Raw genomic sequence first — 14,930 nt, forward strand, 5'->3', positions numbered from 1 at the left:
TTTTGAATCAATGAAAATTGCTGGTTTTCACATCACAAGCAGGGTTGGTATGTGGACAAAATTTGTACAAGACAAGGATTCAAAGTGCTTATAATGAACGATTTCAATGATCCAAGGGTTGTTGCAACATTGAGAGGCGGCAAAGTATATAATGGTGCTGGTTTGCAGTTTTCTTGAAAAATGAAGTGTTTTTAGAATACCTAGTGAATATTTAGATTTGCGTATCAAGCTTTAGATTAAGTGAATCCTCTGACATGAGAAGCAGGTAGAATCGTTTGTAAGGGGGAAATTAATTCAATAACTACATTTGGATTGTTTACCAACCGGATTTAAGTGTAAATCTTTGTTCTTTGAGCAGTGGAGAGAAAGTCAATTTTTACGCTTTTGTTCCACGGCGTCCTGTTCCGATTAAGGGAGAGGCTTTTTCATCTAATGGCCAGCGTGAGCGAGGAGCAATATCAAGAGAGCTTGTTTCTCCACGCGCGAGCTTTTGTGCACCGGCAAAAGCAATCATTGCCGCATTATCCGTACACAAGGAAAGAGGAGGCGCTATAAATTCAAAACCATGTTGATGGGCAAGTTCTTGCAATGTAGAGCGAATGGCTTGGTTTGCAGCAACACCACCTGCGACAACTAAAGCAGGAGGGCGCTTTCCTTTATCATGAGAGAGAGGATACTGGTTGGTAAAGTGTTGTAGAGCCAAATGAACACGATCACGCACTGTATCGGTTACGGCGGCTTGGAAACTTGCTGCAATGTCAGCAATATCATTTTCAGTAAGGGGAGCTATGGCTGTTGCGGCTTGTCGAACAGCCGTTTTGAGGCCTGAAAAAGAAAAATCTAAGCGTTTTTCACCTTTTAAAGGTCGTGGAAGAGCGATACGATTTTTATTGCCCAATAAAGCTGCTTTTTCAAGTGCTGGTCCACCAGGATAAGGAAGTCCTAAAAGTTTTGCAGTTTTATCAAAAGCTTCTCCTAATGCATCATCAATGGTGCTTCCTAAACGTTGGTAGTTGCCTATTCCATGTACAAGGATTGTTTGTGTATGCCCCCCTGAAACCAAAAGTAATAAATAAGGAAATTTGACATTGTGCGTCAACACAGCTGTTAAAGCATGTCCCTCTAGGTGATTTACGGCAATAAATGGTTTTCCTGTAGCAAGAGAGAGTGCTTTTGCGCTCATAACGCCTACCAATAGCCCCCCTATTAAACCAGGTCCACTGGTGGCTGCGATGCCATCAATGTCTTTTAATTTTGTATTTGCTTGTGTGAGTGCTTGCAGAATTAACTGATCCAGAATTTCAACATGGGCACGAGCGGCAATTTCAGGAACAACACCGCCGTAAGGCGCATGATGATCAATTTGACTCCAAACAATATTGGAAAGAATTCGGCTGTTTGATTTATTGTTATATTCAATGACAGCAGCGGAAGTTTCATCACAACTTGTTTCTATTCCTAACAGACGCATTTTAAGCAAATCCTATATTGAAGCTTCTTTGTCTGCGTGCGTACCATGAACAGAAAAAGATGCAAACTATTTCTCTTAAGAATTGATTTTATCTATAAGAGAATGCATTTTGGTACTTTCTTTTAATTTTATGGTATTGTTGATTAAAAAATACAGATGTACTTTTAAAAACTTGTCTATTAAAGTTTATCGTTGTAAATATTCTTGAGAGAATATGCGGGGTGGAAAATTTCTATAAAGTTATATTCTCTATAAAAAACATGTAAAGCAAACGAAGATATTTGAGAAAAGCTTCATTTTTAAAGCTTTTTTCATTTTATTATTTTATCATTAAAAAAAGTGTGCACAAAAAGTAACAAAGATGGTCGATTCTTCAAAACCAAAAGTTAAATCACATTATGCAGGTACGCGCCGTAAAAAGCCCGTTATTGAACATGAAGCTGTTTCCCATGATAAAGAGGAAAAGATACAAAACTCTGTAGAATCTCATATAATAGAAGAACAGAACATGCAAGGTCAGGATAAAAGTACTTCTAGTACAGCTTGGCATTTATCGCTCCTTTCAGGGATTTTAGGGGGCCTCATTGCTTTGGGAATTTTTGTGGGGCTTCAATGGGCGGGTTTATTTCCTTCTTCTTTTGTGGAAAATTCTGTTGGAGGGAAAAAAGTTTTGCAGATTGCTGAAGCTGCAAAAAGTAAGAGCGAGGAAACAAGAGAACAATTAGAGCAGATGCTTCAAGAAATCAATACCTTGAAAACAGCGTTTTCTTCTTTTTCCTCAAGGCAGTTTAAAACAATGGAAAATGATACACTATCGCAAGAGGAAAATAAAAAAGCTGTTGTGATTTTAGAGGCAAAAGTAAAAGCTCTTGAAGAGGTTGTACAAACTTTTGTTGGGGAGTCAAAAGGGATAGAAACGGTTTTGTCTGTTGGTCAGAATAATGCAAATGATCTTGCTTTGTTAAAAGAGCAGTTAGAAGCACTACGGCAAGAAATTGCTGTTAAAAATAGTGAGAAAAAAGAAATAAATACGGCACTTTTTACAGCAATTAGTTCATTAAAAAATGCTGTAGAGCGAGGTGGATCTTATAACAATGAATTAAAGCTGTTAGAGCAATTATCGCCTTCGATTGATGGACTTGATGTGTTGCAAAAGACAGCGACTATCGGTCTTCCAAGTGCAGCACAACTTTCAGCTGATTTTGCGCGTGTTGCCGATGCAATTGTTGGTACGCAAAATATTGTTGCGTTAGATGCTGGTTTTTTTGATCGAATTTTAGCGTGGGGAAAAGGGCTTATTGTTTCGCGACCGATTGGAAATGTTGAAGGGATGACGCTTGGGGCGATTGCAGCGCGTATGGAAGTAGCTATCCAAGCGGGTGATTACGAAAAGGCTTTGAGCGAATGGCAATCATTACCTCAAAGTGCAAAAGATGTTTCAAAGGATTTTGTTCAGCAGCTTGAAAGGCATATTGCTGTTCAACAGTTGCTGCAGCAATTGCTGTTGTCTGTGCAACAAGGGTCTTTTAAGGCAACAAAGATGTAAATAGGCTCCAGATGATACGTGTTTTTATTTATATTTTTGTTGTTTGTATCCTTGGGTTAGCTTTTGGGTGGGTTGCTAATCACAATGGTGTTTTTGTCCTTACATTTTTACACTTCAGATTTTCTGCTTCATTGCTTACAGTGGTAAGTGTGCTTATTTTGCTTTTTGTTACGTTGGTGCTTTTATGGTGGTTATTGTCTTTCTTTTTTTCCATACCGAGTGCGCTTTCCAAATATTTTTATAAACGTCATAAAAAACGCGGTTATGAAGCTCTCTCAAAGGGGATTCTTGCAGCTTTTTCTGGTGATGGTATGGTTGCGCAAAAAATGGAAGCACGGGTTGCTAAATATCTTGCAGGAAAACAAGAGCCGTTGGTAAAGCTTTTAAAAGCACAAACATTATCTTTACAAAATAACTCTGTTTGTGCCATCAATCTTTATGAAGAGATGAGAAAAGAAGATCCGACAAAATTGGTTGGTCTTTACGGTTTGTTTCGTGAAGCGATGAAGAGTAAAGCTTATGAAGCAGCGCAACAATATGCCGAAGAGGCGCTGACTTTATCGCCAGCACTTTTATGGGCGCATCAGGCGGTACTGGATCGGTTGGGTGCTGAAGGTAAATGGGATAGGGCACTGACTGTTTTTGAAAAAGCGCAAAAAGCTCTCCCGCGTCCTATTCGTTTGACACCAGAGCGGCAGCATGTGCAGGTTTTACTGCTCAGTGGGCAAGCACTTCATCTGTTTGATACACACCCTGCACGAGCACGTGAAGCCATTTTGAAAGCTCATAAATTGGCGCCTGATTTTGTTCCAATAACAATTATAGCCGCTGATATTCTTTATAAGTTAAATGAAACCCGTAAAGCAGATAAAATGATTATAGCGGCTTGGCAAAAGGAGCCGCATCCTGATTTGGGGATGCTTTATCTTGAAAGAGAAGAAGGAGCCATTGGAAGATTAAAAAGGGCTAAGACACTTGCTTCTTATAATAAAGATGTATTTGAGTCGGCTTTCCTCATTGCCAAAGCGGCTTTGGATGCTGGTGAAACGACATTAGCAAGAGAACAAGCACAAAAAGCATTGCAGTATCATCCACGGGAAAGTGTTTATTTATTATTGGCAGATATTGAAGAGGCACAGGGAAACAATCAAGGTGCTGTGCGTCAATGGCTTTCTTTAGCACTTCGTGCTGAACGTGATCCTGTATGGATGTGTGAGGGGGCTATTTTTTCTTCTTGGGCAGCTGTTTCTCCAATCAGTGGTCGTTTGGGCTATTTTGAATGGAAGGCGCCTCCCCGTGTCCCTTCTTTTACATTAGAGGCGGCCAATATTGTTCCGAACAGCCAAGATAAAGAGGACGTTGTGGAAAAAAGTGAGGGTGTTGAAGATAAGAAGTTTGAAAAATTATCTTTTGTAGACGATCCTCTTTTGCATAATACGCAGGTGGAAAAACAAGATATAAAAGAACAAGATATCAAAACGGCTAACCAAACTCATTTAAATGTTGATGATCCAGGGGTTAAAATAGAAGAAGAAGGAATATCTTTATCGAGGAAAAAATTTCGTTTATTTTAAATTGTACCGATAGGGTAATTTGAGTATTTTCTTATAAGAAACAATGGATGTAGAAAAAATATCGTGAATTTTTTTTAATACAATTGTTCTCTTATGTTTAAAAAATGAAATTTTGCTTGGTTGCAGAGGTGATTGGTTAAAAATGTTTTTAAATCAGAGATGTCTTGGTAAAAAGCAAAAAAATAGTCAACCAAGGATTGCTGTTGTTATTCATCGGCGGTCTACTTATACTGGTCGTTTGGGAAAAATTTTACAAAAAAATGGTTTTGTTCTTGATGTTTATCGTCCTATTTTTGGACAAAAACTCCCTGATACATTAGAGCATTATGCTGGTGTTGTTATTTTAGGGGGGCAGATGAGTGTGAATGACAGTGAAGCCTATATTGGTGAGGAAATTGATTGGATTTCGTTGTCGTTAAAAGAGAATAAGCCTTTTTTGGGGATTTGTCTTGGGGCACAGATGTTAGCGCGACATTTAGGAGCTCGTGTTGGTACAAGAAGTGATGGAACTGTTGAAGTAGGCTGGTATCCACTAGAGGCAACGCCACAAGGAAAAGAATTGATGAATTGGCCAGAAATGGTCTATCATTTTCATGATGAAGGTATTTATGATTTACCGAAAGAGGCACTACTTTTGGCAACAGGGCATACATATCCTACGCAAGCTTTCCGTTATGGAGATAATGCATGGGGTTTGCAATTTCATGCTGAATTTACGCGCGCTATGATGCGACGTTTGGTCGTGCGTTCGGCACATAAATTGACTGAAAAAGGGGCTCAACCTGCCAGTGCACATTTAAAAGGGCGTTTAATCTATGATCGCGCTTTAAGCCAATGGTTTGAAGGTGCATTACAACAGATCTTTTGTACTCCAACCGCACTTGTGTGAGGGTGTATTTACTTAATGAGATCACGAGCTTCATGTAAAACAGAATGTCATTTGATTGCATCGTTATAGGTTTATTTTAAAGAGACATCTTTAAAAGTACCCCAAGCACATTTTATGGCGCCGACTATGAAATAGTATAACAATAAACCCTCATGGAAATAATATAAGGTTTATAGAGCACCGCCATCTTTTACATTTGTGAAGGAATAAGCCGGCACCATCATATACTTTGGTTCTCTCCCAATGTTACAACAAGACATTGGCACTTCTCAATGATTCATGAAAAGGCATTTTTGTGCTTTCTTGTACAGTTTTTACCCATAGGACAACTCCACTTTGATGTACAAGAAAATGGTTTTGATTGATTCAACATGAAATAGGTTTGAAATGAGAGAATCGTATGATACTAAGAGACTCTCATTCAATATGTAAAACAATGAATTATTATTATAAATCAATATCTTGTCATTATCATTCTTACTGTACTGTAAAATAGTGTCGTTTAAGGCTAAAGATAGACAACTCATGTAGAGCTTTACATATAAGGTATTTTTTGTTAGAAGGTGTGAAGCTTTTTCTTAAGAAGATATTGCTTCTTGATCTTATGGGGTGCTGTACTATAGGGTGGTGAGACTGTGAGCTTCACGAAGTGGCTAACAGATAAAGTCAGCTAGATTAAGAAGCTGGATTTTTTATAGATTGGTGGATATCCAAGAATCTTTATCCTTTTTAGGGTGGGGTGAAAATCAAAAGATAAAGAAAGTTTTAAAGTTGTCTACGTCCTCTCAAATACCATTATCACAAAAAAGTTTTTCTTTACGCTATTTATTTTATGGGCTGTTTTGTTTTGCTCTGATCCTCATTTATAGTGCTTTCTGGTTTTTTTTTCACGTAAAATAGAAAATTATGTTTCTGATATATCCGCAAAAGCATCTTCTGGTAAGATGGCGGCGGTATGTGAGAATGTGCGTAAGAATGGTTATCCATTACGGATTGGTGTTATTTGTGACAAGTTTCAATTTTCTTGGCCTTTATATGGAGTTTCTTTATCGACGGGGCGTTTGACAGCTGGTGCGCCAATTTATGCGCCCTATTTGGTCGAGTTTAATGTTGATTCTCCTGCGTCAATTGTTTTTTCTGGGGAAACTTCCATAGTATCCCGTTGGCGTAAGTTGGTGATTGAAACAGAACCTTATTGGAAAACAGGTCAGACATTGAAGTTGATAGCGGAAGGGCTTGAGTTTTCTCCTCTTTCCTCTTCTCTTAAGGATCAAAAACTTCAAGAAGCATTGGGATCACAAACGGCAGACAAAAAGACGACACAAGAAAATGGTGAAGATCAGGCATCTTTGCAAAATACTCCTAATGTTGTTGATCAGTCATCAGAGCCAAAAGATACCTCTCAAAAAATAACGACAGAATTTTTGCGTCTTGATCTTAAACATGAAAAGAATCATTTCTCAGGAAATATAATTTTTGATGGTTTTGATGTTTCTCCGGTTTTTACATCTTCTTTTGTTGATGTCCCGAAAATTGATGGCAATTTGAAATGGGCTTTAAATGATGTTTTTCTTTTGTCTGAAAATGAAGGAAAAAATTGGAAACAGCGTCTGTATGGGAAAAGTGGCATTTTAAAGCATGGTGAATTAGCTTTTCAGACAGGTGGTGGGTTGCATATCAGTGGGCCTTTTTCTTTTGATGATGAAGGATATTTGACAGCAACATTTGAACTTGTCTGTATACAGCACATGAAGTTTCTTGAGACTTTACAACACTTGTTTCCTGAAGAATCTGATAATTTAAAAGGGTTACTTTTTATTTTGAGTGCACTGCCTAAAAATGCAGATGGTGCTCCTATTCTTTCTTTGACTATTCGTCAAGGCTGGGTAAAACTGGGATTTTTAGATATTGGTCGTCTTCCTCCACTTTAGGTTTGAGAAGAAATTGGCAACAGCATCATATGGCAAGGTATTGCTTTATAAAAGGTGTTCACTGCTTTGCATGTTGAATGATAGCCTTGAATGCCGTAAGGTTTTCTCATTGCAATGCTGTTTCATTGAATGAAACAAAATTATCCCTTTGCATGTCACAAATGGGAAAGCCATATGGACTGCTTATCTAGAAAGGGTTAAAAATGCCTTTTCATGAAGAGTCTCAATGCTTAAAATACTTTTCTGAAACATACAAAATATTGATTTATAATGATAATTTAGCGTTATTCAACTTGAGTTAGAACTCCGAATATCGTAAGATTCTCTCATTTCAAATCTCTCTATCTTGAATTCATCAAAATCACTTGCTTGCATGTCACAAGCAGGGTTGGTGTGTGGGTAAAAGCTGTATAATAAAAAGGTTTTTCATAAACCATCTTAATGTCTGTCGCAACACTCAAAGGCTGGCAATACGGTGGTGCTGGCTTATGCCTTCATAAGTATAAAAGATGGTAATGCTCAATGGATTTATCATTATATCATTCATAGGCGTTGACGCAAATATGGATGCTGACCCAAAATGGATTTGGGTGCTTTGAGATATTTCTTTAAAACAAGCCCGTGAGTATTCAATGCAGTGTATTTTGTTTGGAGTGCTTTGTTTTATATGAAAGTCGTGACTCTCTTAAAGAACGTGATAAACACAAGCGTAAAGTAATAAGCAATCTTTATTACTTAAAGTAAGATGCTTTAGGGCTCTACGAACTATATCAGCTTTTATATACTCAATTGGAGCGGAGGTATTACGTATCTCTGTCTGTTTAATTTCTACAACAAACAGACAAGCTAACTTAGGGAAAACGTGAAGTTTTAAGGAAATAAACTTGTTCCCATCCTTACCATCATTTTTAATTCAGCTTCACAGATTTCAAAAGCATCTAGAGCAATATCTTTTAAAATAATGGAATTTTTTGATTGCCTCATGCTTGTGTTTATCACGTTCTTTAATGGGGTCTCGACCTTCGTCAGAGCGCCATTGGTTTGCACATTTACGGGCTTGCTTAAAAGAAATCTCTCAAAGCACATCTAAGTCCATTTCACGGCGGCGCCCGTGAATGTGATATAACAATAAAGCCCCCTGGGAATAATATAAAACCCATTGAGCACCGTCATCTTTACGTTTGTGAAAAAGCAAGTCGGTATCATCACATTATTTTCCAGCCTTTGAGTGTTGCGACAGACATTAAGATGGTTCATGAAAAACCATTTTTATTATACAGTTTTTACCCATACATCAGCCCCGCTTGTGACGTGCAAGCAAGTGATTTTGGTTGATTCAACATACACAGATTTGAAATGAGAGAATCTTAAGGATTATCTTTTCTTTATAATATGCAAAATTATAAAATGACAATTGTAAATCAAGGTATTATATTTTTATAATGAGGGGTATTTGATAGCAAAATTTGAATTTTTTTGTTTAAATTATAGAGATTCTTGACATGGTACGGTAATTATTTCCTGCCAAGACAAGAATTTTCAAGTATTACTTTTTCTTTTTGATGCTCTGTTTAAAAATGCTAGATGGCGTTCTTGTTCTTCCCTTGTTGATTAATGATGAGTCGATAAAATTGGGGTTGTGAAATCTTGCTCATCTTGCATTATTTTAGGCTTAAGAGAAAGATAGCAACGGTGTTTTTATAGAAAAAGCAGAATTTTAAAGTATGGTAAGGTGATTGTTCATACAGGTGGTGGGCTGCGTGTACGTGAATCTTTTTCTTTTTATGATGAAGGATATTTGACAGAAACATTTAAACATGTTTTTGATTCAATCTTTAGAAATTCCTGACACTTTGCAGTGCTTATTTACCGCTAAGCCCATATCAAATGTTATTTTTTTATTTTTGGTATTTTTTTTACAATGCGGGATAGAGTTGCATTCTTCCCTTGTTGCTCGTTCTTTCTTTGTTGCCCATTTTTCCTTTGTTGATGGTAGTTTGCCAGCATATTTTGTATATTTTGACTTGAGTTTTGTAGCCATTCATTTTATTTTTAAATGATTTTTAAGAGGCTCTCAAAGTTTTTTAGAACTTTCAAAGCTCATCACCTCTTTTTTGCTACCAAATTTTGATTTTTGTCATTTTTTATATTTTCAGATATCAAAATCCATTTTTACAAAATGCGTATTAATGGTAAAATAGTCCATAAAAACAATAAATTATGATGTATTTATGCCTAATTCTATTTGGTATAAAGTCTACGGTCAAATTTTGATATTGGTCATGGATGGATAGAACAGGGATAAAAGCTTAGCTATTTTGCTCTGCTTTTGAGTCTGAGAGTTGATATTTTTATGTTGAGAAATCAATTCTGCCATTGCTTTGAAATTATTGCAAACAATTCTATTGTGATAAGTCATAGGATTTTTATTATGGGGGCTCTATCTAAAAGTGAAAACTTCCGTTCTATCTTTGCTGGTTTTCTCTGGTGGGATAGAACGGGAGTTTTTACTGGGGTATTTTATCCGTATTTTAAGTTTAAAAGCCAGTATTTTGAAGCTGAGAAATTAATCCTGCTGCAAAAGTAAAACGAGAAATATTGAGATCATTTTCAATAAGAGCACTAATACGGTTCGTGACATTATGAATATGATCTTCTTCTGTTTTTTTCCAAGTGGCAAAAGGATTCTCTTTTTTTCCATAAGTTTTGAGAATTTTAATGACGATTTGCCGCAAGCTTTCGGAAATACTTTTTTTAGCTTGGCTTAAAGCCATACTGTCATAATAATCTACCACAGGAATGATACGGCTTGCTTCGTTAATGCGGTTTATACGAATGATTTGCGCAAGTGAAAAATAGATCTCTGCGGTTTTAATAAGATCACTGTTGCTTTTTTTTGCAATTAAAGAAATATCACAGATTGTTGGAGAAGCTTCCAAGAGAGCTAATTGCTTTGCTAATGTTTTGGGGGCTCCTTCTTCACTATAGTGTCGTATTTTTTCTTCAATCTTTTGCTTAATATCGTTGTTGTGAGAATGCATAAGCTCTTTTTCAATCACGCTACGGGCTTGCTTTATTGTTTTTACAATTTCTTCTAATGGACGTGAGAGATCCATGTTGTGCAAACCCCAATTGGTTGTTTCAAAGAGCATTGGAGTCATTGCTGCGTAGAGTTTGTTTTGTACAAGACCGGGTATTTTATTGTCAAGCTTATCAATTTGGTCAGACAACCCAGAAATTTCAAAACCATCGCGGATGGCAATGAAAACGCGAATAATATTTTCAACCTTTTGTTCTGTTGCATCGTGTAATCGATTAACAAAAGTAGCACCTCCACGATTAACAATATCGTTGGCAATCAGCGTTGCAATAATATTACGACGCAATTGATGGTTAATGACTTCCTTCTCAAAATTTTCTTGAATTTGGGTTGGAAAATAGTTCAGCAAGGCGGTGTTGAAATAGGGATCATCAACAATGGGGCTATTGGCAATTTCTTCTTTGAGCGTTAATTTAGCATAGGCAAAAATAACGGCAAGTTCTGGACGAAGAAGACCTTTGCCTTGGGTTGTTCTTTGTCGTAAAACTTGCTCATTAGGGAGCATTTCAACTCTGCGATCGAGAAGCTTTTTTTGTTCTAAATCGTGCATAAAGCGTATTTGATAGGGTAAATCAGCAGTACTTTGGTTTTCTGCTAAAGAAAGAGCAAGGGGTTGTAGATAATTGTTGCGTAAGACAAGTTGTTCGACTTGAGGCGTCATTTTTTTCAAGAGTTTATTGCGTTCTTCGCGGGTGAGTGTTTTAGCACGCAGTGCTGATGCAAGAACAATTTTGAGATTGACTTCAATATCAGAACAATTCACACCGGCGGAATTGTCAATGGCATCCGTATTGCAGCGACCACCACTTGAGACATATTCAATCCGTCCACGTTGTGTAACACCAAGATTAGCTCCTTCGCCAATGATTTTTGCACGCACTTGTTCTCCGGTAATACGTATTGCGTCATTTGCACGATCACCTACTTGGGCATCACTTTCTGTTGCTGCGCGGATATAAGTACCAATGCCACCAAACCATAAAAGATCAACAGGGGCTTTGAGAAGTGCAGAGATAATTTCAAAGGGTGTTCCGGTTTGTTTTTCGAAACCAATGGCTTGTGCTGCTTCAGGTGAAAGAGTAATTGTTTTCTCTTTGCGTGAGAAAATGCCACCGCCTTTTGATAATTTACTTTTGTTGTAATCTTGCCAGCTTGAGCGAGGAAGTTTAAAAAGACGCATACGCTCTGCGTAGCTTTCTTCTATATTTGGATCTGGATCAATAAAGATATCGCGGTGATCAAAGGCGGCAATCAATTTTGTTTGTTTGGAAAGGAGCATTCCATTGCCAAAAACATCACCAGACATGTCGCCAACACCGACACAGGTGAAGGGGGTTGTTTGAATATCATGGTCAAATGCTTCTCGAAAATGTCTTTTGACGGCTTCCCATGCACCTTTAGCTGTAATACCAATGCCTTTGTGATCATAACCTGCTGAGCCTCCAGAGGCAAAAGCATCATCGAGCCAAAAGTGATTTTCTTGGCTGATGGCGTTGGCTGTATCAGAAAAGGTTGCTGTCCCTTTGTCTGCTGCGACAACAAAATAGGGGTCTGGGTCATCATGACAGATGACATCATGGGGTGTACTTATTTTACCATTAACCAGATTGTCTGTGATGGAGAGCAAAGCCGTGATAAATTCTGTATAAGCTTGTCGTGCCGCTTCTATGATGATAGCACGGTCACTTGTTTGAGGAAGGCGATGGGGATAGAAACCACCTTTTGCACCTGCAGGAACGATAACGGCATTTTTAACTTGTTGGGCTTTGACTAAGCTAAGAACTTCGGTGCGATAATCTAATGCGCGGTCAGACCAACGAATTCCACCACGAGCGATAGGTCCAAAACGCAAATGAACCCCTTCAACTTCCGGTCCATAAACAAGAATTTCTCGATAAGGGCGTGGTTCTGGCAAACCTTCAATTTGGCGCGGATTTAATTTGGTGGCTAAAATGCGCCGAGGACTTCCATCGCCAAGAGGTGTAAAGGCATTCGTTCGTAAACTTGCATCGATAAGGTTACAATAACGGCGTAAAATAAGATCATCATCTAAACCAGAAACTTTCCGTAATTTTTCTTCAATGCGTTTTTGAATAACCTGTCGGTTTTTTTCCCGTTCTTTTTCGGTATGGCTTGGATGAAATTTTAAATGAAATAAAGCATAAAGATCTTGGGTAATGTCAGGATAAGTATTTAAAGTTTGGGCGACACGGTCTTGCGAATAAGGAATTCCAGCTTGTTGGAGATAACGCCCGTAATGGCGTAAAATAACAATTTCATGCCAGTTAAGTTCAGCTGTTTGAGTAAGGGCATTAAAGGCGTCATTATCAGCATTGTGTGCCCAAATAGCTTCAAAAGTTTCGGCAAGTTTTTGACCGTCTTTTTCAAAATCAATACAGAGTTGGAAAGAACTTTCTAATTGCATATCATGAAGATACACAGATTGTCCGTTGCCATCGGGTAATTCAAGGGTTTGTTCTGCAATAACGCGAAACCCCATATTTTCAAGCAGTGGTACACGTTTGGAAAGAGCAAGTGCTTGATGGCGATGAAAAAGCCGAAGAGAAATGTTTTGTTTTTCTTTGTTTTGTGCATGATAAAAGGTTACGAAAAGGGGCTTTTCATCATGAAGGCTTAGAATATGTCCGGCATCTTTAATGGCATCTTGCGCTGAAAATAAATCACGATAGCTGTTGGGAAATTCACTGGCCAGACGGGTTTGTGGTTCTGTTGTTTTTTGGGTAAGAGCAATGGTTTGAACACTATCTTCCCAACTTCGTGCAATCGAACGGACATGTTGTTCAAGTGTAGCGCGCTCGTGAAGTGGAACAGTTTCACTTCCTTTGCGATGGATAATATAATAGACACGGATAAGGGTACTTTCCAAAAATAGCGGATAAGATTCAAAAAAGTCGCCTTTATAGAGCTCAACAAAATATTCACCAACTTTTTCACGCAAGCTACTGCTGTATTGATCACGCGGGACATAGACAAGGAGAGAAACAAAGCGCCCAAAAGAATCAGTGTGGGCAAGAACGCGTAAACGGGGGCGCTCATCTAATTGCAGAATAAGTTTAATATTTTCTGTTAGTGTATCAACATCAGAGCGAAACATTTCATCTCTTGGATAGGTTTCTAAAACACTGATGAGTGCTTTTCCGGAATAATCGGCATGATTATGTCCAAGACGTTGAATGATGGTTTGGGCTTTTTCTTTTAAGAAAGGAATTTGCAAAATAGAGCGTGTATAAGCTGAGGAGGTAAAAAGCCCTACAATGCGTAATTCTCCACACAGTTGGTCTTCTTTATCAAAGATTTTAAGACCTATATAGTCCAGCCAAACGGAACGGTGAATTTTAGAGCGGCTGTTAGCTTTTGTCACGATAAACAGATTATCGCTTTCCATAAAGGATAAAACTTCTTGAGGAGGCTCTCTCATACTTTCATCGTCAACAATATGAATAGAAGCATCCGTGAGTATACCAAGTTCAATGTTACTGGCTGTAAAGGATTTTAGGGGCTTTTGATTTTTAATGAAGTTGTAAGTGCGCATACCAAGGAAGATGAAATTATCGTCCATGAGCCAGTGAAGAAATTCAATAGCCTTTTCGCCTTCTCCTTTGTAGTGTGGGGGAAGGTTTGTTTGATAGGCATGGATATGCTTTTCAACTTCTTCAAGCATGGGGTTCCAGTCTTGTACAGCAGCATTAACTTGTTCAAGAACGAGGGTGAGCTCGTTTTCGAGTTTTTGTATCTGCTGTTTATCTAATGACTCGATGTGAATTTGCATCAGACTGATGCGTTTTCCAGAAGCACAATCAAGAATGGGATGAGCAATCAAATAAATACGGTTTTTATGTTGATTGAAGATATTTAAAATAGAATCAAGAAGGAAGGGCTTGTTGTCATTGACAAGTGTGATGACAGTTATAGGTTTGTGATTACGGGTCAAATTCTGCTCAAAGCAGATGGTATTTTTTCCTGTCTGATGGAGATTAAAAGCTTTTACCGCAATAGCTGCGGCTTTTTGAAGTTCTTGTGTTTCGTAATAAGCAATATCTTCTTTATCGGTTTGAGCAAAAAGGATTTGTTCTATTTTATTTGGGGTATTTTTTGTTTCTGTTGTTTTTTGTTGTAACACACTTGCTCTCCCTTTTTGCTCTTAGAGGTCTTTTCTTCTCTTCTATAAAAAGCAGACCATTATATTTTTTTGCACTGTAACACTTTCTTCCTAAAGAAAATAGCTCTTTATGCAGATTATGTGGAAAGAATGCGTTTTGTTTTGCTCTTTTTTAGTAATAGTTTGTACTTTAAAGAAATATTTTGCATCAATGAAAGGGACTTTTTAGTATTTTTGTCTGTTAATAGTTTGTTTTTTAAAATATATAAAATAAAAATAAAGAGAGAAGTAAAAGTAAA

Annotated in this window: 7 protein-coding genes and 1 pseudogene; 4 read left to right on the plus strand and 4 right to left on the minus strand. The window is 37.7% G+C overall.

Annotated features, from left to right (window positions below):
* Positions 1-376 precede the first annotated feature (376 nt).
* Complete coding sequence (gene tsaD, locus FNZ60_RS05460; RefSeq protein WP_142416658.1) at positions 377-1,471, minus strand: tRNA (adenosine(37)-N6)-threonylcarbamoyltransferase complex transferase subunit TsaD; 1,095 nt, start codon at positions 1,469-1,471, stop codon at positions 377-379.
* A 361-nt stretch (positions 1,472-1,832) separates the two neighbouring features.
* Here tsaD and FNZ60_RS05465 point away from each other — a divergent pair, with 361 nt between their 5' ends.
* The 4 genes from FNZ60_RS05465 (at position 1,833) to FNZ60_RS05480 (ending at position 7,411) form a co-directional block, all read left to right on the plus strand.
* On the plus strand, positions 1,833-3,017 hold the full coding sequence (locus tag FNZ60_RS05465) for a COG4223 family protein (RefSeq protein ID WP_142416659.1): 1,185 nt from the start codon (positions 1,833-1,835) through the stop codon (positions 3,015-3,017).
* An 11-nt stretch (positions 3,018-3,028) separates the two neighbouring features.
* Positions 3,029-4,591 (plus strand): heme biosynthesis protein HemY, encoded by a 1,563-nt coding sequence (locus FNZ60_RS05470; RefSeq protein WP_142416660.1) that lies wholly within the window; start codon positions 3,029-3,031, stop codon positions 4,589-4,591.
* Positions 4,592-4,733: 142 nt separating this feature from the next.
* Positions 4,734-5,480: a glutamine amidotransferase gene (locus tag FNZ60_RS05475; RefSeq protein WP_142416661.1), complete on the plus strand. Its 747-nt coding sequence runs from the start codon at positions 4,734-4,736 to the stop codon at positions 5,478-5,480.
* Between the two features lie 944 nt (positions 5,481-6,424).
* Complete coding sequence (locus FNZ60_RS05480; protein WP_142416662.1) at positions 6,425-7,411, plus strand: DUF2125 domain-containing protein; 987 nt, start codon at positions 6,425-6,427, stop codon at positions 7,409-7,411.
* Positions 7,412-8,123: 712 nt separating this feature from the next.
* Here the strand turns inward: FNZ60_RS05480 and FNZ60_RS10595 are convergent.
* The 3 genes and pseudogenes from FNZ60_RS10595 to FNZ60_RS05490 all read right to left on the minus strand — a co-directional run.
* Positions 8,124-8,618 (minus strand): annotated as a pseudogene (locus FNZ60_RS10595) (integrase); the annotation flags it as partial.
* Positions 8,619-9,239: 621 nt separating this feature from the next.
* A complete protein-coding gene (locus tag FNZ60_RS05485) occupies positions 9,240-9,452 on the minus strand; it encodes a hypothetical protein (RefSeq protein WP_142416663.1) in 213 nt (70 codons plus the stop codon).
* Positions 9,453-9,948: 496 nt separating this feature from the next.
* The gene (locus tag FNZ60_RS05490) at positions 9,949-14,652 is read right to left on the minus strand and encodes an NAD-glutamate dehydrogenase (RefSeq protein ID WP_142416664.1); all 4,704 of its coding nucleotides are present in this window, start codon (positions 14,650-14,652) and stop codon (positions 9,949-9,951) included.
* Positions 14,653-14,930 lie beyond the last annotated feature (278 nt).

The sequence above is a fragment of the Bartonella massiliensis genome, assembly GCF_902150025.1.
Lineage (GTDB): Bacteria > Pseudomonadota > Alphaproteobacteria > Rhizobiales > Rhizobiaceae > Bartonella > Bartonella massiliensis.